Here is a 22,632-nt window from a genome sequence, read left to right as displayed (position 1 = left end):
ACTTTATATAAAAGTTTAAGAAACACTACTATGTCGGCATCAACAAGTGACATTCTTGAACAATAAAGAAAATACATATAATGTCATTTTCCTGTTTTACAGTGGAACAAACAGAAAATTCCCAAGGTTTCATACCCTGGGAATCTTACATTTTATCCACTTTGCTGTCTATTCAGGTTTCGATCTTTATCCTTTAAGTTCTTCAACAAGCTGGTCATAGACAGGAGTCATTATGAAATCGTCAATTGAAATATGCTGTGCATTTGGAGCTGAAGATTTAGCTCTGTCGGTAAGCTTTTTGTGGGTTATTACAATGTCAACATCACCCGGCAAGTCGTTTATGGCCATATTTGTAACATCTATATCAAGACCTGCCTTCTTGACCTTGTTTCTGAGTTTTCCTGCTCCCATTGCACTTGATCCCATTCCAGCGTCACATGCTACGATAATCTTCCTGACTTTTGTCTTTACAACGCTTGATTTCTTTCCCTTAAGGTCAACCATGTTTTGCTTGGCTGATTCAAAACTGTCCTCGCTGGCTTCTTTCTTGTTTATAAGAAGAGATGCTACGATGAATGAAACTCCTGCTGCTACAACTACACCTGCAAGTACGGGCAACAGTCCACCCTTTGGCGCCATTGCTGCAAGTGCGAAGATACTACCTGGTGAAGGTACTGCAACAAGACCTGCCCCCAGCAATACAAAGGTGAATACTCCGGAAGCTCCTCCTGCTATTGCGGCAAGGATCAACGAAGGCTGCATCAAGATATACGGGAAGTAAATCTCATGAATTCCACCAAGGAAATGGATTATTATTGCTCCTGGTGCAGACTGCTTGATCATTCCCTTTGAGAATACCCAGTAAGCCATAAGAATTCCAAGTCCAGGTCCTGGATTTGTCTCGAGAAGGAAGAAGATGGATTTTCCAAGTTCCGCCTGCTGCTCTATTCCCAGAGGACTGAGTACTCCGTGGTTGATTGCATTGTTAAGGAAGAGAACCTTTGCAGGCTCTATGAATACTGAAGCCAGCGGAAGCAATCCTGCATCTACAAAGGATTCAACTCCGGCACCCAAGGTGCTGCTTATGCTTTCAACTACTGGTCCTATTCCAAGATATGCAAGCAATGTAATAATAGTTCCTATAATTCCAGCCGAAAAATTGTTTACAAGCATTTCGAATCCTGCCGGTATCTTTCCGTCTACAGCTTCATCGAATTTCTTGATCATATATCCGCCCATTGGACCCATAATCATACCGCCGATAAACATGGGAATGTCAGTTCCTACTACGGCACCCATGGTTGCAACTGCACCAAGCACTCCACCTCTTTGACCATATACCATCTTTCCACCTGTATAACCAATAAGTAAAGGTAAAAGGTATACTATCATGGGCCCTACCAGAGTTGCAAGGTTTTCATTTGGAAGCCATCCTGTCGGTATGAATAAAGCTGTTATGAGTCCCCATGCAATGAATGCTCCAATATTTGGCATCACCATTCCACTTAAAAATCTTCCGAACTTCTGGATGTTTTCTCTTGATGAACTAGTAGTGTTAACTGTATTATTGCTCTTTGCTACATTTGCCATTCTTTTCCTCCCTGATTAAAATTATTTTCGGCTGCATTGTGTCCTGTGTTCTGCGGCCTGGTTCAATTAAACCATCGCCGTGGGGAAAAATAAAGCAAATGAAAAACGCCTTTGTCCGTATTGGAAAGTGACAGGAAAACGTATTGTCAAAAAATGTCACTTTTAAAAAGTGACATTTTTCTCAACTTAATAATATCAATACATGCAACCCCTGGATATATGGAACTTTACAACTGACAGCGTTTTCCCGAACTCCAAAAAACAAAACTTTTAATATTCTAAAGGTTGTAAACCTGATTCTCATAGTACTTATCAAGTATCCTATTTAATTCGAATTCGATTTCTTCCTCACGTTTCGACAGGATAAGCTCGGAAAAATCGCTGGCGATTATGGACCTCGTAATTTCGGACATAGTATCGAGTATCTTTTGATTTATGACAACAGGACCCACCATGATCACTATGGTATCTATAAGCTGCTCATCACCCTGCTTCAGTTCGATTGGATTTGAAAGACTCAGTATCTTCAAGCATACTTCCATGGATATGTCGGCCCTGCAATGGAGAAGAAGCATCCCTTTTTTGCTCAATATCGTCGTTCCCTTTTCTTCCCTCTCGGCAAAAGCCTTGATTAATATATCCACCTCTTCCGGATTCCTCCCAATAAGGCTGCTTGAATAATCAATGATTTCTTTCATGGACCCGGCCTTAAAGTTTTTTTCATAAGAATAATTTTTCAATATTCTCCTGATTATCCTGCTGTATTCATCAAGAGTTTTCAGCTTGTCAGCAAGATATCTCTTCTTTTTTATGCTGCCTGTGGCCGCCTTGGGGGTATATGCCTTTAGGAAGGTGCTTACACTCAAGATATCCTCAGGTTTCAATACAGGATTTACTACTATATGGGGTACTTCAGAATCTTCAAGGGATACAGTGGATATTATTATATCGACCCCCTCAAAATCCACCCTGCCCAGCTTGTAGTCCATAATACTGACAACCTTGACTATTTCGATGTTGTTGAAATTCTTTTCAACATTCGCCCGCAAAAGCTGTGATGCACCGATGCCATAGGTACAAGCAAGGACCACCTGATATTTTTTTACAATATCCTTGTTTTCCTTTTGAATTATGGCTCCAATATGTGCTGTAAGGTAGGCTATTTCATCTTCCGGAACCTTGATGTTTTCACGCTCTTCTATAATGTATATGCACTTTGATATGGCAAGAAACAGTTTTGGATATGTTTCCTTTATTACATTAAGCAATGGATTGATGATGTCAAGATCCATTTTCATCCTGTATATGGACGGCCTAAGGTGCTTTATCAGACTGAATGTCAGCAATTCATTGTCTGACAGGTATATGCCCGTCTCTTCCTCCACGCCCTGAATGAATTCCTTCACTAGCTTGATGGTCTGAAAGTCTTCTATCATGGATATCTTGTTGTCTATCTTAGTATACCTAAGCTTGGCTCCCTTTATATACATAGTCAGATAAAGAAGTTCCTCCTCAGGAATATCCTCATAATATTCAGAAGGATTCTCATTTATCCATTTGACAAGAATCTTGAATATCTTGTCCCTTCTGATTTTCTCCCGCTTCTCATAATCAATGAGCTGCTGTCCCCATATGAATCTCCTCTTCAACATCACAGCCGTGCGTACAACAAGGGATACGAATGCATTATCGGAGTAAGCATATCCCATCTCGTCTTCAATATTCCGGACAAGGCAGAGAACGGTTTCCAGGCTTTCAAGAGACAACAATTCCAATATTGATTTGTTGATCCTTTCCTTCACTGCAGTCGCGTTGATTTCCCTGAACTTGTTTTCCTTGAAATAATCCATGAATTCCAAAGGCTTGATTTGCTCCAGAACAAGAGATACAATTGCCTTTCTTTTGTCCTTTTCCTTGCCTGACAAAATAATGCCAAGTCCCGGCCTTTTTATTATTTCAATTCCGTAACTGTTGAACCAGTCTTCTATACCTGCTATATCATTTGATATAGTACTTTCAGTAACATCAAGCAATCTTCCAAAATAGAAGAGCTTCATGGGTTCCTCTGTCTTAAGGAGTTCAGACTTGATTACACTCCCCCGTTCAAAGGATGTAAAGATAAGATCGCTCTTTTCACTTTTAAGCAAGCCGAGAAGCCTGTTTTTCTCATCATCATCTCCAGTGATTTCAATCCCGCTCCCCTTTTTCTTAACAAAGGTACCTCCATTGTACTCCACCCACTTCTGTATGCTGTCCACTTCTCTCAAAAGTGTTCTTTTGCTCACATTGAGTTTATCGGCAATACTCTGCATGGTGACATAACCTTCAGCTTCTAGTATGATGATCAATGTTTTCTTCATTCTGGAATTTAGCATGATGTCCTCCATTTCTTTCTGGGATCATAAGTATATTATACTATTTTATTCACAATACTGTAAATATCTCAAAATACATTGTAAACACGTAAGCAAAAATCCGTATAATGATAACTGCATATCATTATACGGATTCAAGTTTATAGTTCATAATTTATTAATGACTGTGTCCACCACCATCAGGCAAGTCATTGATTATTTCAGCGACATTTTTTCTCCTGCATCAATTAGCGCATCGGCCACCCCTCTTTGATACCCGTTGACGAATATGTCGCTCCCGACACAGCTTCAACATCTGCAGTCTGGTTATCAATTATGCTCGATACAATAGCCGTATAAGCCCTGCTGAACCACTTGGCATCATCACTGGTTTGAGTGACATTTATTTCAGTTATCATTTGATCTTCAACTGTAACCTCAACTGTAATGTTGCCCCTAAACCCTTCACCGGTCCCCTCATATATGCCGTTTGGTATACCAAGGGCATCTCCATATTCATAAATAGTTTCACTAATCATTGCATTTTCCTCTTCAGCCATATCATCTTCTGTCGACACTCCATCATTTATTGCTTCCGATCCAGCTGCAGAACCAATATCATACTTCTCATTGTTTGAAGGAGTCGAATCAATGCCGTTAAACACCAGCAATACAGCCGCACCAACAGCTACAGCAGATACAACTATCAGCTTTTTTTTGCCCAATGTCTTCTTGACGGACACCACACCGACCTTTAAAGTATCCTTGACCGGACAGGCCGATATGCACTCCATACAGTTAATGCATTGCAAGGATCTGACTTGACCGTGGGATGATACATCGATATTCATGGGGCATGCTTTATTGCATTTATTGCATCCTACACAGGTTTCCTCGTTTCTAAATATTGTAATCGGTCTAGCAAAACTCAATAATCCGAATTTTGCTCCTTCAATACAAAAATAATTACAGAATGGTCTTTCGAAAAAAATCGAGGCGGCTAGAAAAGCAAAAATGACAATCCATCCTGTTGCAGCAATTGTTTTTCCACCGATTAAAGTAGTGAAATTGGCGCGTGGATCAAGGCTCAGGATACTGAATATAAAATCCATGCTGATCAGGATTGTTGCAAACAATAAAACATACCTGAAAATCACAAGCACCTTTTGTATTTTTCGCGCCATCGGATACTTTTTAATTCCCAATTTCCTGCCAATCCTACTGAAAACATCCTGCAATGTCCCGAATGGACAAATCCATCCACAAAAGATCGGTCCCATAATCAGAATCGTTCCTAATAGAATCGTATTCATCAAAGGATAATCTTTGAAAAAACCTATTGCAGTCAGTACGATTCCTAAAGTTTGGACAGTATACCGTACATATCTTACAGGTTTGTTTTTATTCATTGATTTGCTCATATTTTATTCCTCTCAAAAATTGTTATTTAAAACTCCGTGGGGAAATGATATAGAATATTCCTTTAATTAGTCTTAAATTTCATTGATTATTGTTTTTCTTGTGTTAATGATAACAATTGTTTGTGACAGAAACATGGCAGTTATAAACTAAAAAACGAAGCACATGGCTTCGTTTTTTAGTTTATCTAATTGTCAGTTCTGCATATATAATCAAGAGGCTTTTTCATCACTTCGAGCCCACTTTGGGCTCAAATATTTACATACTTCTCATAACAATAATGGCTCTAATTATACTATTGGAGGTGTTCCTTCGGCGTTTGATACAACAGCATCAATTTGGATCAAAGCACCTTCAAGCAATTCTGATACGCCAACTGTTCTTCGTGCGGGCACACCACCCGGGAAGAATGTTGTGTAAATTTCATCTACAGCATCAATATCTTCAATATTTTTTAGGAAAATATTGATTTTAACCACATCGTCCATAACGTGGTCTATGCTTTCCACTATTGCCTTGATGTTTTTTAAACACTGACCAGCCTGCTCCTTTACTCCACCAGCTACCTTTTCACCAGTTTTAGGGTCCAAAGGTAATTGAGCTGAAATATGATTGTAATGAGAGAAAGCTACCGACTGAGTATAAAGTGAACTTTTCGGTGCATTTTCCGTATTGTTTGCTTCTATTATTATTCCATGTCTGTCTTCAACAACTTGTGGAGGCGTACCATCTCCATGCGACACAACCGCTTCAATCTGTACCAAAGCATCCATAGGTAACGCTGAAGCTGCAACAGTTGTCAGTGCTGGAACATAAGCTACTGCCCTGGCAATGGCAGAGTCCGGGAAAAATGTACTATATACATCTTTTACAGCTTCAACATCCGAAAGATTCTTAAGGAAGATATTCACTTTGACAATATCATCAAAAGGAACGTCAATACTTTCTAGAATTGCCATAATATTCTTCAAGCACTGTCCGGTCTGCTCCTTAACATCCCCAGCTATCACTCTGCCTGTTTTGGGGTCGATAGGTAATTGAGCTGAAATATTATTGTAATGTGAAAAAGCTACACTTTGAGAAGAAAGTGAACTTATTGGCGCATTTGCTGTATTATTTGTAAGCTTTATCAGGTCGCCTGATTGTGGAGCATTTGGAATTGTACCTTCTCCATGTGAAACCAATGCTTCTATTTGCACCAAAGCATCCATAGGCAAAGCTGCAACTGCCACTTTAGTCTGTGTAGGCATATAGCATGGGAAAAATGTTTTATAAACTTCGTCTACAGCATCAATATCTTTGATATTCTTAACAAATACAGTAATTCTAACAATATCGCTCATAACATGGTCAATGCTGTCTACAACTGCCTTGATGTTTTTAAAGCATTGTTCAGCCTGCTCTTTTACTCCACCTGCTACCAGTTTACCGGATTGGGGGTCGATAGGTAGTTGCGCTGACAGATTATTGTAATGCGAAAAAGCCACTGTCTGTGAATATGGACCTATACCTTTTGGTGCATTTTTTGTGTTTCTTGCTAATACTGCGTTATAGTTACTCATAATGTTAGTCTCCCTCTTTATTTTTATTAATATTGGCAATATTGATTGCCTACATTATTTGAAACACCGTTTCATAAATATATGATACCACATATATTTTATTTTTCAAGCTTTTTTGAAACATTGTTTCAATGTTTTTTAAAAACATTTTAACCATATGCTTTAAAGAGCTTGAAAGCGTTGAGAAACTTACGAAAAATCAGAACGCAGCTTGATGGAATACTGGAATTCATGAACGGCGTGATCGAGAGAAATGCCAACAGATATGGCAATGTACACCTCGTAGATGTACATCAGGAATTTATTGATAATCCTACACCCTCACCTGTAGGATTTGTTCCACCTACGTCACTTGATCCACATCCAACAATTGCCGGACAAGAATTGATTTATGACCTGCTTACGTATTCAGGACTTTAATCAACTTGTAAATATAACAAAAATGCTGTAGACTGCACTAAATGTGCTCTCTACAGCATTTCTATTTCTTCCCTTGATTCATAATTAAATATTTTACCTTCTATGACACCTTATCTATTCCTGACTGGGTGCTTCAAACATGGAATCCATGGAATACTCTATGAATTCAACATCTGAAGGAGGTATGAACAGATCCTCTTCCATGTTTATGTCGGTCTCTATCCTTACCACTTCCGAACTATTCATCAATTCGCCGCCCATGTATGTTTCGTGTTTAATCGGATATGCATACTTGGTTGAATACCACATCTTAACCTGCATGGTATTAGCCTGGTCGTCCCATTCAACGTTCTCTATATATACGACCTCTTCACCATTCAATTCATCCATCCTAGCCTTGAAATCTGGTCCGGCATCCTCGTACAGTTCATTGAATCCCGGAGCTTCCATATTCATCTCCATATTCATATCACCTGTTTCTAAATCGTCATAGAATTTGATGCCATGAGGCTCTCCTTCCAAATACTGATAAGTTGCCCCTTCCTCAGCCAGATATATGGTGACCTGTTTCTGACCTTCAAACACCTCGAATTCAGACCTGTAGTTTTCACCTTCAAAATACATGGAGGTAGTTATCTTCATTCCTTCATAGCCTGTGGTTTCAGTCTCTACATACATGTTGTCAAAAGGTTCGGGATTCAAGGATTTGATTAAATCAAGTCCTGACAGTTCCACGGTTCCGTCACTGTCCTGTGCGCCATCATCACTGTCGGTATCATTCTGACCTGAGTCTTCTTCAGAATCATTGTCAGGAGTTTCATTTGATTCAACTTCACTTTCAGGCTGTTCCTGCTCCTCCACAGGAGCCTCATTCTTGCATCCCGTAAAACTGAATATCAGAATCAATATCATGAATATCGCAATACTTCTTCTCATTCTTAAATCCTCCTTTATGTTTATATTTCATTATACCACTGCTGGAGCTATTTAGTAAATCCACATCACCAGTCACCTTGAAGGAGGACATGTATCTTTTCTACCTCATGGTGATCGCTTTAAACGGACATACCGTAAGACACATCCTGCAGTTGATGCACCTGGTATCATCTATCTTGACAACATCCTCATAAACAATTGCCTCTACGGGACAAATTTCAACACACATTCCACATTCTGTGCATTTGCCTTGGTCGATTTTTATTTTCATTCGCTCGTCTCCTCAAATATTTATTGTTCTCTATAAATTTCTTCTGCCACCCTGTAACACATAAAAAGGCGTCTCGCAATCGAAACGCCTCACCATCAATTCTTAGTCACCGTCAATCAGATTGCCTATAGTTCCCAGCAAGCTTCCTTCTCCAGTCTGCTTGCCTCCGGTTGTCCTTGCACTGCCGATTACACGGTCGGCAAGTCTTGAGAATGGAAGTGACTGCAGCCATACTCGGCCCGGACCCTTCAAGGTTGCAAAGAACAATCCTTCGCCTCCGAAAACAGCACTTTTAATATTGCCTACATATTCGATGTCATAATTGACATCCTTGGTAAACGCCACTATGCATCCTGTATCAACCCTCAGGGTTTCTCTTGCTGACAGTTCCTTTTCAATAATGGTTCCGCCGGCATGAAGAAATGCCATGCCGTCGCCATCAAGCTTCTGCATTATGAATCCTTCTCCACCGAAGAATCCCCTGCCGATTTTCTTGGAAAACTCTATTCCAACCTGTGTACCCTTCGCTGCGCAAAGGAATGCATCCTTTTGACATATTATCCTGTTTCCGTATTCACTCAAATCCAATGGTACTATCTTTCCTGGATAGGGAGCGCCGAAAGCGACATGCTGTATGCTTCCGCTCATATTTGTAAATGTAGTCATAAACAGACTCTCGCCTGTAACCATTCTTTTCCCAGCACTCAGCATCTTGCCCATGAAACCCGAATCCTGATCGGAACCGTCTCCGAAAACAGATTCCATCTTTATACGCTCTTCCATGTAAATCATGCCACCTGCTTCGGCAACAACAACTTCGCCCGGATCCAGTTCAACCTCGACAAACTGCAGGTCATCTCCAAAAAGCTTGTAGCTTAGTTCGTGCGATTTCATATAATATCCTCCATAATTACTGTAGCTATATTTTACGCAGCCTAGCTGCTTCCTTGTCCATCCACTTATATATACCCTTATAGTATCAATAAATACAACATCTTTAATAACTTTCCCGAGATGCGCCTACTGGCTCAGCAAAAAGTCAACAAATTCATCCTTTGTCATGCAGTTGAAATATGAGTCTATCTGTATTGATTCAAGGCTGTCGAAAAGGTCTTCCTTCTTGAGCTTCGTACCCCTTAAAAGGTCCTCCAATACATGGAGCTTTTCTGCCGTGAAGAAATCTCCGTATATCTTGCAGTCATCAATCTTACCATCTGCAATATTCATCTTCATATCAATAAGGCCACAAGTGAACTTTTCCACCTTTTCAACCTCGTATTTTGGAGAATTACCCCAATTCCAGTCCCAGGTGCTGAACTGGTCCTCGACCTTTCTGTTAAGGCCTTCAATCACTTCATCAGACAGCTTGAATTCCTCTATATTCTTTGCCTTGCCGAATTGTTCAAGGAGAAAATCCTTGAATTCATGTATCTCCATATCTCTTGTCATATAATCCGCAATATTTCCAACCCTGCTTCTTACAGACTTGATCCCCTTTGACTTGATTTTAAGTTCCTTGACCTTAAGGGATTTTGAAAGATTGGACATGTCTGCGTTGTAAAGCAGTGTCCCATGGTGAAGAATCCTTCCATTCTTGAAGCACTGTGCATTTCCGGACACCTTCTTTTCATCAACCAGAATATCATTTCTGCCTGAAAGCTCCGCTTCTACTCCAAGTTCCTTAAGTGCATCAATTACAGGTTTCGTGAATTTCTTGAAATTGTTCACATCTTCCTTTCCAGCCTTGTGCACAAAGGAAAAATTCAGATTTCCAGAATCATGGTACACCGCACCCCCTCCGGAAAGCCTCCTTGCCACAATGATATTGTTTTCATCAACAAATTCCTTGTTTATCTCTTCTATAGTGTTCTGAAACTTTCCAACAATTATGGACGGCTTGTGTATGTAGAAAAAAACATATTCATCCTCCGGAGCTTCCTTAAGCAAATATTCTTCCAGTGCAAAATTATAGTACGGTATGTCCCAGTCTGTTTTAATAAATTTCATCAATTATCCTCCCTTGGATATTCACATCTATTATATAATTATAAATTCATATATATACCGGGTCAATAGCTGATAGTGTCAACTTTTATCTGATAAAAAAGGCGAAAACACTTTTCAGAACCACTGTGTTTTCGCCCAGATCAATTATATCAAATTGTTTTATATATAATACAAACTGCCTGAAGCATACTTTGAATCGCTGGTAACTTCTATTCCCAGTTTCCTAAATGTTTGCTCGTCATTTGTATTCAAAATTGTTGTAGAATGAGCCTGACATCCATTAAGCTGCGACAACTTATCCATGGCTATCTGAGCCATTGGATTCGTGGCAACACTGATGCTTAGTGCAATCAAAACTTCTTCACAATTCAGTGACACGCTCTTTTCATTAAGAGTATTGGATTTGAGAGCATTTATAGGCTCAAGAATCCCGGGCGATATAAGATGAATTCTATCATCAATCTTAGCCAGATACTTCACTGCATTCAACAGTGCAGCAGCTGCCGCATCCATGCTTTTTGACCCTTTTCCAGTGATTATGGTCCCATCAGCAAGTTCAATCGCCACTGCCGGACACAGTTCGTTTGTAGCGCGCTCTTCCTTGAGTTTTTCAGAACGCTCTCTTGACGGTACAACAACTTTCCTGTCTTCAGGTTTCAGTCCAAGCTCTTCCATTATAAGCTTTGCACGCTGGAAAGTTTCGTAATCCACGTATCCCTTCTTGTATTCGCATCCCGTCTTAAAGTAACGACTGATGATTTCCTGTCTGGATGCTTCCTGTACGACCTCGTCATCTACAATACCGAATCCAACACGGTTAACTCCCATATCAGTAGGGGATTTATACATGGACTCTTCTTCCGTTATCTTCTCAATTATACGTTTCAATACCGGAAATGTCTCTATGTCCCTGTTGTAATTGACAGCAACTTCTCCATAAGCATCGAGATGGAATGAATCAATCATGTTTACATCCCTAAGGTCTACTGTTGCAGACTCGTAAGCGATGTTCAACGGATGCTTCAGAGGTACATTCCATACGGGAAAAGTCTCGAATTTCGAATAGCCTACTTCCCTGCCCTGCTTGTGCTCATGATACATCTGGCTCAAGCAAGTAGCAAGCTTTCCGCTTCCCGGTCCAGGAGCCGTCACCACTACAATAGGCTTAGTTGTTTCTATATAGGGGTTCTTTCCATAGCCTTCGTCACTTACTATTGTATCGACATCTGTCGGATATCCTTTTGTTGCCCTGTGTGTGGTCACTTTAATACCGCGTCTATCCAGCTTGTTCATAAATACAGTTGCCGCCGGCTGGTCGTCGTATCTGGTAATTACTACCGAATTCACATCAAGGTCATATGACCTAAGGTCATCTATCATTCTTAAAACATCCATGTCATAGGTGATGCCGAAATCACCACGGATTTTATTTCTTTCAATGTCTCCGGCATAAACACAGATGATTATTTCAACTTCTTCTCTCAATTTATGCAAAAGTTTAATCTTGGCATTGGGGTCAAAGCCCGGCAGTACTCGCATTGCGTGAAGGTCCCACAAAAGCTTTCCGCCGAATTCAAGATACAGTTTGTCATAGTTGTTTACTCTTTCAAGTATGTATTTTGATTGTTCCTCAAGATACTTATCTGGATCAAATCCTTTTTTCATCATAAACCTCTTTCCTCAAAAATTAATACCCTACATTTTACCATCATTTAACATAATATTAAAATATTTTTTGCGTGAAATCGAATTTTTGTTTTCAATTATAAAACATTCTTCACAAATTTTAATATAAATCTTTTACATCTCTGGTCAAAGGTATCAAATCACTCCGATCCACATATTTTATGTCGAATTTTCTATTCAGTGCTGCGAAGTGCCTTAATCCAAAAGCAATTTTATTAAGGTAGGAAAATACACCAATGGCACCTGTTGGAAATTCATTGGCATCCATGCCGTAAAGAGCACGCAAGTCAGGCAGGTCACCGTAAATGTCATCAACTGTTTCACCATATTCTTTTAAATGATTTGGTATATTACCTTCCCGAATCATTTCACCGACTTTTTTTCCAGTCATTGCAGCTGCCATTGCGGCTCTGCATATGCCTACTGCTGAAATCCTACCATCTCCGAAAGCCAAGGCCTTAAATACCTGGTCTTCAGATGCAAACCCGCCTGTCACAACAAGTTTCGGTATCCAGAGACCTTCTTCCTTAAGCTTGTCGACAATACCGCAAATTGCACTTTCCATGGAAACCGTTGGGAGGGCCCATTCATTCATCATTTTACAGGGGCTGTATCCACTGCCTCCTCCGGCACCGTCAAAGGTAATCAAATCCACTTCTGCATTGCTCCCTATTCGTATTACCTTCTCCAAATCAAGAGGATCATACCCCGCCATTTTAAAGTAGATGTTCTTTGCACCCAAATCTCTCAATTCAGCTATGCGTTTGACAAGATATTCTTCTTCCCACAAGGGAAGTCTTCCATAGGAATAGAAATTGGGACAAACACCTTTTTCATAGGCTTCAGTAATTTCCGGGTCATTTGGGTCCGGATGCACCATAATTCCAAGAGCTTTCTTTTTCAATGCCTCATCTCTGTCCTTTAACTTGCTGGCAGGCTGGGTGCCCTTAGCTGCCTGGCCGAACTTGAACTCTATTGCTTCCGAGCCCTGCTTTGTAATTGCATATTCGGGAATACCTAGCATATCATCTTCAACATTGCACTGAAGTACTATTTGGCCGTATCCGCGATAGTACTTGCGGAAGGAATCAAGCATTTTCTTAAGTGCGGGGAAATGAACAACTTTACCATTTTCTATTTTCAACTCAGGATCTTTGTTTCTTGCATCTTCACCAATTACACATACAACACCGGCCATTGCCGCACCGGCATAATAATCTTCCCAGTTCAATTTAACAACCGCCGGTAGAATTACAGGCATATTTAATCTTACTGTATTGAATTTTCCAAATTCCTGTTGCAGATTAACATTGAATATTGTAGCTTCCTCGTATGTTGCATTGCATCCTATGGCACCAAAAACATGTCCGTTGATATTGAAATGTGAATAGTCGACAGGATAGTCCTTTTCCGAAGCCACCTGGTTGGTGCCTGTTGTTGTTGGATAAACAGTTCTTGCGCCCAGTACCGCTGCGAGTCCTATTTCACATGTGCCAGTGCACTCCTCAGTGCACAAAGAACACATGCCGGATTGCGGTGAATGTTTGCTGCTTCTGTTATTAGTCTTATTGAAGGCTGAAGACAATGATGGTGAATAGGTCATAGTGTACCCTCCTTGTTTAATGAGTATTTGTTCATATATTTTCCATTATACACCCTTACAAGAAATAATTGTGGATTTTATAAATCAGCGCACAATAAAACATCACATTAACTTTATTGCTTTCAAACAAGGTTGATGCGATGCATTCAAACCGTCACAAAATATTGCAACTTTGCTTTCCCAGTACATGGTATAATAAAATTATAATCACAGTATCTACAAAAAGAAATCGGTACATTACACAGGTCTTTTCAATAATGAAAACCATAAAAAAAGGTGTGAATTCGATGGTCAACAAGTTTATTAAACCAACAATAATCTTATTGTCTATAAGTTTGATATTGGGGGTATCCGTTTTTATTTACAATGCAAACAATGACTATTCAGTCAGCAAGCATTTTGTCGGCTTGCCTCTTCAATATGATGCCTACGAGTCCTCCTCCACTTATCGATTCAATGATGTCGACGTCATCGTTTTTGGTGGATTTGTAAAAGGAATCATCAATGAAAAGGATGGTTCTCAAAATCTTCTTATAAGAGCTTTGTCGCCTCTTCCTACTATTCAGATAGAGTCTGATAAGACAACCTCTATTTCACTGATGCTGGAGAACATAAATCCCGATTATTATGCACAAAGCGTTTCCGATTACGGTTTGCCCATGGCAAAGCTGACGGTAAACACATTGCAAATTACAGTTGCTGTAAATCAGGAATCGACAGTAAGCATTGACCCAACAGAACCAATCGACAGTGCAGATAAATACATCGTCCTCGGTGACAACAGGGACGGTTATGATACTTTCGAACAGATAATCCAGGAAATCAACGGCTTGAACCCAGCATTTGTCATAGACAACGGCGACCTTGTTTTTAACGGAAAACCAAATCAATACAGATTGTTTGATAATTTGACGGCTAAGATTTCAACGACACTATGTACAACCCTGGGGAATCATGACATTCGCGGCGACGGCAGGCAAATTTATACGATGCTCTATGGCCCACCCTACTATTCATTTGATTTTTCAAACAGTCATTTCATCTTTCTGGATTCGTCACCGGGCTGGTCTGAAATGCAGGCCATTTCCGACAAACAATATGTTTGGCTCGAAAATGATCTTAAAAAATCCCAGAGAAAGAAAATCTACGTCATCTCCCATATACCTCCCTATGATCCCAGAAGTGACGTAAGTAAAAATGAAATTCCAAATTATATTCAGATGGCCGAATCTGGTGAAAACTGGGTGGAAAAGAAACTGGACAATTATTATGAAAACATGGATATGGACCATGGGTTTCAGGACCCTGAGGAAGCACGAAAGTTTGAAGAACTCATGAGTGCCTATCATGTAGAAACAGTATACCTTTCTCACATCCACAGTTATTTTGATTATTATAAAGACGGCGTTCGTTATCTGATATCCGGCGGTGCAGGTGCAGAGCTCTTGACTGAAGACAGTTATTACCACTATCTCATAGCAAAATTTGAAGATACCAACTCTCTTACAATGGTTGAATTGCCATCGCCGTCAAATTATTATATTGCCAGGTATCAAGCAACAATAAAACTTTTTGCCGATGCCCTGTATAAAGAGAATACAATTGCCGTCGTGCTCCTAATAGCCGGTTTTTCTCTGCTTGTGGTTCTTCTGGCAATAAAGTTTTATTTGTGGAAAAAACAGACCATGGATAAATTCGGAAAATGGCTTGTTGACATTGCGAAATATTCAGTCAAACGATTCAAGGAAATTTTCAGCAACAAATAGAAAACAAATAATTATAATATAAGGTGTATAAATGATAGCTCAGATAAACAATTTAGATCAAATAATAATATTCTATATTCAGACAAATTGCCACACGCCCATTTTGGACAAAATAATGATTCTGGCCACAATGTCAGGTAACAAGGGCGCCATTTGGATACTGACAGCTCTGCTGCTCCTTGCCAGTAAAAAAACAAGGAAAATAGGAGTCATTATGTCCCTTGCACTCATTATCAGTTTTGCTGCCGGTGAAGGGATACTAAAGCATATAATTCAAAGGCCTCGTCCTTATGATGTGTTTCCCGGGGTGCAATTGTTAGTCGCCAAATCTACAGCATATTCCTTCCCGTCGGGTCATACCACGACTTCTTTCGCTGCATTTTATGTCCTTAGTAGATATCTAAGGACATACTCCTGTCTTTTTGGGTTGCTTGCATGTATAATATCATTTTCAAGATTATATTTGTTCATGCACTATCCAACCGATATACTGGCAGGTATTGTCTTGGGGCTAAGTTTAGGTAAAGTCGCCATATGGATATATGAAAACAAGCTAAAGAAATTAATGCATTTGAATCCTGATCATGAATAAAGACGGTGAACCAAGTGTGATGCAATTATCTATATGTCCACATACCCCTCCATCACTTTTATTATCTTCTCTTTTAATTCCGCATAGTTGTTTTTTCTGTCTTTGCCCGAAACCCCAATAGGGCTGTTCAACCGAATTTCAATTTCATTAAACGGGAGTGGGATTTTGTATTTATCCCACCGTTTATTTATGCTTATTTTTCGCTTGATGCTAAAGGATACCGGAACCAACCGTCGCCCTGTCAATCGAGCCAGCACAAAGGTGAGGCTTTTCGGTAAATGATATGGCCCCAGGGGACCGTCCGTTGCAACCGCGAGATGTCCATCATTCCCTTTTTTGATCATATTCCTTATGTGAAAAAGATGCTGCCCGTCGGTACTTTCATCCGGAACACGTATTGTTTCGTAGCCAAAATGTCTGCATATATCAGTTATATAGTCCCCCCGCCTGTCTGCAGTGGTCAATACATAAAGCATACTTCCCCTCAGTGCCGGATATAGACAATAACTGTCTCCGTGCCAGAAAAGCAGAACCACATTCTCATCGTTGTCTTTATTCAATAATTCCGTACTGCCGGTAATTTCCACCTTGCTTGTATCATATACGAATTCTATATACCTGATACTCATTCGTACATATAGTTTTCCCAATTTTTCATTCAACATATCCTCACCTTATTAGATCTCATTGTAAATCCATCAGCTCCTGTCATCGATAAGCTCTCTGTAAAAATCTTCAATCTTTTCTGCCATATTGTCCATCGAAAGGTTTTGTGCACTCTCAAATGCCCTCTTACCCATGGCTTGTCGTTCTTCCGGCTTTTCCAGCAAATATACCAGTTTATCAGCCCATTCATCCAAGTCGTTCCTGGTCTTGAAACCATTGATCCCATCTTCAATTATATCGTCAGTACCACTGGAAACAAGACAGACTACCGGACAAAAACCTGCCATGGCTTCCGTCAGCACCATGCCCTGTGTTTCCGACAAGGAGGAAAACACAAATATATCCGATGCCTTGTAATACTGAACAATCTGGTCCTGCGGAACCGTTCCCGTCAACTTCACCTGTTGATCCAATCCATAAGCTAAAATGGTCTCTTCAATATGTTCCCGTTCCGAACCGGTTCCTATTATAATGACCTTGAAAGGTATTTCTGTTTTTTCCTTGACAAGCTTCAATCCATCCACCAGGAAATCCAAATTTTTCTCCTTGGTAAGCCTTGACACACTGCAAAGCAGAACCTCTCCACCCCCGGCATATTCCTCCCGAATAGCTTTGACCATTTCAGAACTTTCATGTTCATAAACGGAAAAATCAAGCCCTGTAGGCATGACAAGTTTCTTTCTGCTCACACCAATGTTCTCCAGATATTCCCTGGCTGACTCCGTCGGAGATATAATGCCATCACAGTGCTGGGCAAAACGACGTATCCATTTATGTGAAATTATGTTTTTATATACCTTCTTAAAAATCGGTACATTGTGGTAATACAGTTCCATCCTCGTATGATAAGTGAGCACCACGGGAATCGACTTCCTTATTCCAAGATTCAATCCTGTCCTGCCCAACCAGAAAGGATGATGAACGTGAACAATATCATAGTCGTCTTTCATGAATTCCTTTTTCATATCCCTTGAAAACCGGTTGGCCACAGCATAAGTAAATTTATCCGTTTTTTTGTAATGCAACAATCCACAACGGTAAACATACAAGTCATTCTCCTCATGTCCCGGATAAGAAGGTGCAAAGATCTTGACAAAATGCCCCCGGCTCCTTAATGCCTTTGACAGTCTTTCAATGGAGATTGGAACTCCACCTACAAAAGGATAATAATTATTTGTAAACATGGCAATATTAAGTTGTCCCTTCTGAGCTGTCATATCATGTTCCCTGGTGAAATCCCTATAGTAATCAACGTCTTGTACAGCTTTTATATACAGAACCAAAAAGAATATTAAGATCAGGCTGAGCACCACTGCAATATGCCAAAAAGAGGTATAAAACAATGAATGTAAATAAATCCATATGCCGTACAAAATCTTGAATGCCGAGTTACCGGATTTCAACTTGATTACAACCCTATTGACATCAACATTTTCCGGATTCACATCAATTTTTAGATAGTGGTAGTCTGCGTCATAGGAATTCTTGATGTCCAGTCCTCCGCCGCCTCCGCTTGAATAAAAATCAAAATCTCCTACTCTGGATTTTTGGAAATTCATACTACCGTTTGATAGAACTGTAACACCATGTCCCGAAAATACATTGATCAAAGATTCTCTAAACATCTGGTCTTTAAGTTCAATCTCACTGTCATCGGTCAATGGATCATTCATGATGATAAATATATGGTTGTATTGGTCGCCTTTATTCAATTCACCACTCATCCATTCAACTTGCATGTCATATGGTGTTGTTCCTGTTGTATCTATGAATATGAAATAGCATTCCCTGAATACAAACGAATGATAGAACGGACCAAAATGCTTGTAATAACGCCGGTCACCACCATCAGAAACCTCATTTTCTCCCAGACCAATAACCACAGGCACCTTCAAATCGTCTATGGCGTGATTCAATATTCTGTACTTGTCTTCAGCCCCATCCAGAACTGCATCTCCTGTCGAAACGCAAAAGAGTATATTATGATCATCATTAATTTCAGGTATGATTCTCTTCTGAAAAATATCAATGGAGTTCTGCACGGAACCAAATACAGCAAAAGAAAAGGAATCCCCGTCCTCCAAGGATTTGATGGATTCGATATTTTCGTAATTGACAGATGCAAAGTCGGATTCATAGATATAAATATATAATCTGTAACCCACAAATGCACCCAGTAAAAGCAAGTTGACAATAAGCATCAGCATAAGTTTTTTTCTCATCTTGTCACCTTCTTCCAGTCTTTGATTTTAATGGTTTCTCTGTAAAAGATAACCACTCCAATAAAAACACCTATGTAAATAGAAGAAAACCGCCATAAAAATGTAAGCGTAACAATTTGTTCCGGTAAAATATACGCAGAAAACAAGATGGTAAACGCCGCTTCTGCAATACCTGTCGCTCCAGGTGTAGGTGAAAAATACATGACCGATGTGATGATTATCTGTGAAAATATGATTTCATACGCCGGTACAGATGAATTTAAATCCTTTATTAACACCACCGGAAAAAGAAACAAACAGTAAAGGAAAAGACCGGAGAAGAAAATCGACAGGAAAACATATTTCTTATTCCCTCTGAAATAACTGATGAGGTAACTTGAGAATTTCCTTATCTCTGTTCCTGCATTATTTGTGATGCGTTCTCTTTTTTCCTGATCCCAACGCTTCGCAAAAAACAATATCAATCTTTTGACCGATTCCCCCACATCAGAAGGATTCCTGATTAATTTGAGGAGAAAAATCAATACACAAACAATCAGCAACATCATAATAATCATATATACGATGATATTTCGATTTGGAAACAGTCTTTCTATATTCTTGTCAAAAATCAATATGATTGGTGTGCAGATGATGAAAAAAAGCATGGGCAAGGCTGTTCTCAGTGATGATCCTGCTGTCGCCGCTCCTAAATTCACCCCTTTTTTCTGCAGAAAATAGATCTGGGCGACACCGCCACCTGCAGAGGATGGAGTAATATTTGATATGAAAATATTGATGAATGTAACCTTCATCATATAACTCAAAGATATATCCACATCGATGGCTTTCATAATATAATAGAATCGAAGAAAATCCGTTGCAAAGTAAAATAGAATCAGTAAAAACAACCTCAAATACAAACACCTTGAAAAAATATCGAGAGAAAGAAATGCAACCCTGTTGCCGGCAAAGTGGTATACACCTAACAGTGACAACCCGGATAGAAGTCCAAACAGCAACAATAACAAGAAATATCGTCTTTTAACATTTAGGTTTTCAGATGTTCCCTTTTTCATTGCAACAACACCCACCCTATCGAGTTAATTGGTTATCTTAATTATACCATAAACAACACTTCTTTATTTGCTTATACACCGTACTGTCATTATAAATGTTAATATCTCATGTTAGTTTAATATAATCTCCCAATAAATAAACTTCAGTTCGTAAAAAAAAGAGCCCTTTACATTTGGGCTCAATTGATAAATCTTTCTGTTTATTAACTTAAAATATCAACTTTTATTATCTACGTACAAACAGATTAATTCATGCTGGATATTGGCTAGTATTTATTCCTCTTCTTTTCTATTCGCTTCAACCAAGGTCTGCAGACGCTCCAATCCCTTGATAACCGTTATATAATCCTCTTCTGTTGCACTCGGAAACAGATTGGCCAGAAGATTTATTCGAATCTGTTCCACATCTGTTTTACTTACAAACTCCTCAGACAGATACAATTTCACCCTTCGACGATTTTCCTTTGGAATTTCCCGTCGGACAACACCTTGACCGACAAGCCTGTCGACAGTGGATGATACATTGCTTTTCGATAACCTTAACCGGTCACTTAGCTCCTGGACACCTATTCCCGGGAATCTGTGCAAAGCATAGATCATAAATGTCTGAGGCTGGGTAAACCCTTCCAAACTTGAAAGTTCTTTTAAATATTCAAAGTAATCGGTTTTAACCTTTTTGAAGGTCTCTAAAATACGTTCATTATATTTCAAATGCTGATTCTCCCTATCCAATGACTACACACCTTTCACAATCCGCACATCGACGCTATAATTAGGCCGCATGCCTTCATCAGGATTGTCTATTATAATTTCCGTTTCAATAATGACTTCGTTGTTTTTCTCAGTTCCAACTGCACTGATTTTACTTACATGACCAGTATATGTCTTCCCGTGATCCCGAAGAGTGTAAATTTCCACGACATCACCGATTCCTACATCTTTTATATAATCTTCTGTGACTTCTGCTACAATCACCAACGAATCCAAATCCACCAAATTCACCACTGTGCTGTTGGCTGGTATGTAATCACCTTTAACACGGCTTATATTCTGAACCAATGCTTCCTCCATATCACATACCAATGCATACCCTTCCATATTTCCGCTGTCTCGGTTCGCCCTTAAATTTTCCAGTTCTGTTTCCGCCTGTTGAATCTGAAGATTTTGAGACTCGATTGAAGCCTGAGTAGAGTCGATTGACGCTTGTTGCTGGCTGATAGCTACTTTCAATGACTCTATGCTTTGTTCCCTGCCTATTGTACTGCTTTCCAATGTCAATTGCATAGAGGAAAGAGCATAATTGGCATCATCCAATTTCTGCTGTGCATTGTCCAGTTCAATTTTTGCCGTTGCTCCTGCATTGTACAGCAACAGGGTTTTGTCATAATTGTCCTGAGCCCGGGCGACCAACTCCTCATTGTGTTTCACGTCATCTTCCAGAATCTGGATGGTTTCCCGACTATTGGCTTCCATTTCCAGATTGCTCTGTTGCTGAGTCAAATTGGTCTGAGCTGCTGCCAAAGTCGACCTCAAAGATGCGAGTTGCTGATTTAATTGAGCCAATGATGTTTCCCTGCTTTGAATCAGAATGTCTGAGTCTGTCAAATCAAAGGTCATCAAAGTATCTCCTGCTGTCACAACATCACCATTATCCACTTCAATGGTATTAACCATTGCCGGGAAATCCAAAACAATATCTTCCGAATCCTTTGCAATGATTTTACCTGCTGCTTCAATAATAGTCCCATTGACATCCATTGCTGCAGAACTTGCTATTCCAGCCAATGTTTCCTCATCCAGAGTATCGCCGCCTACATTAATTTTGATAAAAGCATTAGTTCCAATAATCGTATTTAATATTGAAGATTCCTCAAGACGAATCTCAACCGGGAACAGCTGCGTCACTTTTGTATAAGTTCCACCGGTTGAAAAACTTGTTGAGGATCCCGACATAGCTGCCAGTGTAACCGAATCAAGATTCGTAACATAACCCAGGAAGTTTTGTCCCGGATATGCATCCAATTCCACCTTTACCGCCTGGCCCTTACAAATCTTGGCAATCATATTCTCTTCAATGTTCGCATTGATATAAACATCATTGGTAGCTGCTATCACAGCAGCTTTGTTTGCCGTAGATACATACTGCCCTACTTCGATGGAGGTTTCTACAACCTCACCGTCGATTGGTGCTCTGAGATAGGAGCCATTGCTTAAACGTCCAATTACCTGGTTGCGCCCGACCTGGTCGCCTTCCTTCACATCCCATCTGACAACACGGCCTGCTGACAGTGGATATACACTTTTAAGGTCGGTTGTTACTTTCGCATTATCCGTTGAAATGTAATTCACGGAATCAAAATAATAATAACATCCAAAACAGATTCCTACAACAACCAGGAACAAAACTATTCCCAATGCTATTTTCTTTTTGCTTCTTTTAGGCAACTTATCTTTAGTTTCTGACACTTTATTTTCCATTT

At 39.7% G+C, this 22,632-nt stretch carries 18 protein-coding genes; 3 read left to right on the top strand and 15 right to left on the bottom strand.

Annotation, left to right across the window (positions count from 1 at the left end; all coding sequences use genetic code 11):
- Nucleotides 1–186: 186 nt before the first annotated feature.
- From BUB05_RS08345 to BUB05_RS08330, 4 genes are all read right to left on the bottom strand, one after another.
- Nucleotides 187–1,590 carry a PTS mannitol transporter subunit IIBC gene (locus BUB05_RS08345; RefSeq protein WP_073049146.1) on the bottom strand — a complete coding sequence of 468 codons (1,404 nt, stop codon included), beginning with the start codon at nucleotides 1,588–1,590 and terminating at the stop codon, nucleotides 187–189.
- A gap of 278 nt (nucleotides 1,591–1,868) precedes the next feature.
- Nucleotides 1,869–3,965, bottom strand: coding sequence for a BglG family transcription antiterminator (locus tag BUB05_RS08340; RefSeq protein WP_073049145.1), 2,097 nt, complete (start codon nucleotides 3,963–3,965; stop codon nucleotides 1,869–1,871).
- 227 nt (nucleotides 3,966–4,192) lie between these two features.
- Complete coding sequence (locus BUB05_RS08335) at nucleotides 4,193–5,365, bottom strand: 4Fe-4S binding protein (RefSeq protein WP_245819808.1); 1,173 nt, start codon at nucleotides 5,363–5,365, stop codon at nucleotides 4,193–4,195.
- 288 nt (nucleotides 5,366–5,653) lie between these two features.
- On the bottom strand, nucleotides 5,654–6,925 hold the full coding sequence (locus BUB05_RS08330) for a RidA family protein (protein WP_073049144.1): 1,272 nt from the start codon (nucleotides 6,923–6,925) through the stop codon (nucleotides 5,654–5,656).
- Between the two features lie 180 nt (nucleotides 6,926–7,105).
- Here BUB05_RS08330 and BUB05_RS08325 point away from each other — a divergent pair, with 180 nt between their 5' ends.
- Nucleotides 7,106–7,345: a hypothetical protein gene (locus tag BUB05_RS08325; protein ID WP_073049143.1), complete on the top strand. Its 240-nt coding sequence runs from the start codon at nucleotides 7,106–7,108 to the stop codon at nucleotides 7,343–7,345.
- Nucleotides 7,346–7,459: 114 nt separating this feature from the next.
- Here the strand turns inward: BUB05_RS08325 and BUB05_RS08320 are convergent, their stop codons facing one another.
- The 6 genes from BUB05_RS08320 to BUB05_RS08295 form a co-directional block, all read right to left on the bottom strand.
- A complete protein-coding gene (locus BUB05_RS08320; protein WP_073049142.1) occupies nucleotides 7,460–8,281 on the bottom strand; it encodes a hypothetical protein in 822 nt (273 codons plus the stop codon).
- A gap of 100 nt (nucleotides 8,282–8,381) precedes the next feature.
- On the bottom strand, nucleotides 8,382–8,552 hold the full coding sequence (locus BUB05_RS08315) for a 4Fe-4S binding protein (RefSeq protein ID WP_073049141.1): 171 nt from the start codon (nucleotides 8,550–8,552) through the stop codon (nucleotides 8,382–8,384).
- A gap of 102 nt (nucleotides 8,553–8,654) precedes the next feature.
- Nucleotides 8,655–9,446 carry a TIGR00266 family protein gene (locus tag BUB05_RS08310; RefSeq protein WP_073049140.1) on the bottom strand — a complete coding sequence of 264 codons (792 nt, stop codon included), beginning with the start codon at nucleotides 9,444–9,446 and terminating at the stop codon, nucleotides 8,655–8,657.
- Nucleotides 9,447–9,572: 126 nt separating this feature from the next.
- A complete protein-coding gene (gene lplA / locus BUB05_RS08305; protein WP_073049139.1) occupies nucleotides 9,573–10,559 on the bottom strand; it encodes a lipoate--protein ligase in 987 nt (328 codons plus the stop codon).
- A 159-nt stretch (nucleotides 10,560–10,718) separates the two neighbouring features.
- A complete protein-coding gene (locus BUB05_RS08300) occupies nucleotides 10,719–12,224 on the bottom strand; it encodes a DUF1846 domain-containing protein (protein WP_073049138.1) in 1,506 nt (501 codons plus the stop codon).
- A gap of 121 nt (nucleotides 12,225–12,345) precedes the next feature.
- A complete protein-coding gene (locus BUB05_RS08295) occupies nucleotides 12,346–13,848 on the bottom strand; it encodes a glutamate synthase-related protein (RefSeq protein WP_073049137.1) in 1,503 nt (500 codons plus the stop codon).
- A gap of 287 nt (nucleotides 13,849–14,135) precedes the next feature.
- Between BUB05_RS08295 and BUB05_RS08290 the strand changes: the two genes are divergently transcribed.
- Both BUB05_RS08290 and BUB05_RS08285 read left to right on the top strand, forming a co-directional pair.
- Nucleotides 14,136–15,614 carry a metallophosphoesterase family protein gene (locus BUB05_RS08290; protein ID WP_073049136.1) on the top strand — a complete coding sequence of 493 codons (1,479 nt, stop codon included), beginning with the start codon at nucleotides 14,136–14,138 and terminating at the stop codon, nucleotides 15,612–15,614.
- A gap of 115 nt (nucleotides 15,615–15,729) precedes the next feature.
- Entirely contained in the window at nucleotides 15,730–16,206 is a 477-nt protein-coding gene (locus BUB05_RS08285) for a phosphatase PAP2 family protein (protein ID WP_245819806.1), read from the top strand.
- Nucleotides 16,207–16,235: 29 nt separating this feature from the next.
- Here the strand turns inward: BUB05_RS08285 and BUB05_RS08280 are convergent, their stop codons facing one another.
- From BUB05_RS08280 to BUB05_RS08260, 5 genes are all read right to left on the bottom strand, one after another.
- On the bottom strand, nucleotides 16,236–16,871 hold the full coding sequence (locus BUB05_RS08280; protein ID WP_073049134.1) for a lysophospholipid acyltransferase family protein: 636 nt from the start codon (nucleotides 16,869–16,871) through the stop codon (nucleotides 16,236–16,238).
- A gap of 33 nt (nucleotides 16,872–16,904) precedes the next feature.
- A complete protein-coding gene (locus tag BUB05_RS08275; RefSeq protein ID WP_073049133.1) occupies nucleotides 16,905–19,094 on the bottom strand; it encodes a glycosyltransferase in 2,190 nt (729 codons plus the stop codon).
- Nucleotides 19,091–20,152: a lysylphosphatidylglycerol synthase transmembrane domain-containing protein gene (locus BUB05_RS08270; protein ID WP_073049132.1), complete on the bottom strand. Its 1,062-nt coding sequence runs from the start codon at nucleotides 20,150–20,152 to the stop codon at nucleotides 19,091–19,093. The genes BUB05_RS08275 and BUB05_RS08270 overlap by 4 nt, the downstream gene beginning before the upstream one ends.
- A gap of 273 nt (nucleotides 20,153–20,425) precedes the next feature.
- Nucleotides 20,426–20,863, bottom strand: coding sequence for a MarR family winged helix-turn-helix transcriptional regulator (locus BUB05_RS08265; RefSeq protein ID WP_245819804.1), 438 nt, complete (start codon nucleotides 20,861–20,863; stop codon nucleotides 20,426–20,428).
- A 24-nt stretch (nucleotides 20,864–20,887) separates the two neighbouring features.
- Nucleotides 20,888–22,630, bottom strand: a complete 1,743-nt coding sequence (locus tag BUB05_RS08260) for an efflux RND transporter periplasmic adaptor subunit (protein WP_073049130.1) — start codon at nucleotides 22,628–22,630, stop codon at nucleotides 20,888–20,890.
- Nucleotides 22,631–22,632 lie beyond the last annotated feature (2 nt).

Origin of the sequence: Dethiosulfatibacter aminovorans DSM 17477 (assembly GCF_900142005.1) — a bacterium.
Lineage (GTDB): Bacteria > Bacillota > Clostridia > Tissierellales > Dethiosulfatibacteraceae > Dethiosulfatibacter > Dethiosulfatibacter aminovorans.
This window is presented reverse-complemented; position numbering and strand designations above follow the sequence as displayed.

Coding starts and splice junctions, on each gene's coding strand:
- BUB05_RS08345 (WP_073049146.1), bottom strand. CDS start 1,590: ATGGCAAATGTAGCAAAGAGCAATAATACAGTTAACACTACTAGTTCA.
- BUB05_RS08340 (WP_073049145.1), bottom strand. CDS start 3,965: ATGCTAAATTCCAGAATGAAGAAAACATTGATCATCATACTAGAAGCT.
- BUB05_RS08335 (WP_245819808.1), bottom strand. CDS start 5,365: ATGAGCAAATCAATGAATAAAAACAAACCTGTAAGATATGTACGGTAT.
- BUB05_RS08330 (WP_073049144.1), bottom strand. CDS start 6,925: ATGAGTAACTATAACGCAGTATTAGCAAGAAACACAAAAAATGCACCA.
- BUB05_RS08320 (WP_073049142.1), bottom strand. CDS start 8,281: ATGAGAAGAAGTATTGCGATATTCATGATATTGATTCTGATATTCAGT.
- BUB05_RS08315 (WP_073049141.1), bottom strand. CDS start 8,552: ATGAAAATAAAAATCGACCAAGGCAAATGCACAGAATGTGGAATGTGT.
- BUB05_RS08310 (WP_073049140.1), bottom strand. CDS start 9,446: ATGAAATCGCACGAACTAAGCTACAAGCTTTTTGGAGATGACCTGCAG.
- lplA (WP_073049139.1), bottom strand. CDS start 10,559: ATGAAATTTATTAAAACAGACTGGGACATACCGTACTATAATTTTGCA.
- BUB05_RS08300 (WP_073049138.1), bottom strand. CDS start 12,224: ATGAAAAAAGGATTTGATCCAGATAAGTATCTTGAGGAACAATCAAAA.
- BUB05_RS08295 (WP_073049137.1), bottom strand. CDS start 13,848: ATGACCTATTCACCATCATTGTCTTCAGCCTTCAATAAGACTAATAAC.
- BUB05_RS08290 (WP_073049136.1), top strand. CDS start 14,136: ATGGTCAACAAGTTTATTAAACCAACAATAATCTTATTGTCTATAAGT.
- BUB05_RS08285 (WP_245819806.1), top strand. CDS start 15,730: ATGATTCTGGCCACAATGTCAGGTAACAAGGGCGCCATTTGGATACTG.
- BUB05_RS08280 (WP_073049134.1), bottom strand. CDS start 16,871: ATGTTGAATGAAAAATTGGGAAAACTATATGTACGAATGAGTATCAGG.
- BUB05_RS08275 (WP_073049133.1), bottom strand. CDS start 19,094: ATGAGAAAAAAACTTATGCTGATGCTTATTGTCAACTTGCTTTTACTG.
- BUB05_RS08270 (WP_073049132.1), bottom strand. CDS start 20,152: ATGAAAAAGGGAACATCTGAAAACCTAAATGTTAAAAGACGATATTTC.
- BUB05_RS08260 (WP_073049130.1), bottom strand. CDS start 22,630: ATGGAAAATAAAGTGTCAGAAACTAAAGATAAGTTGCCTAAAAGAAGC.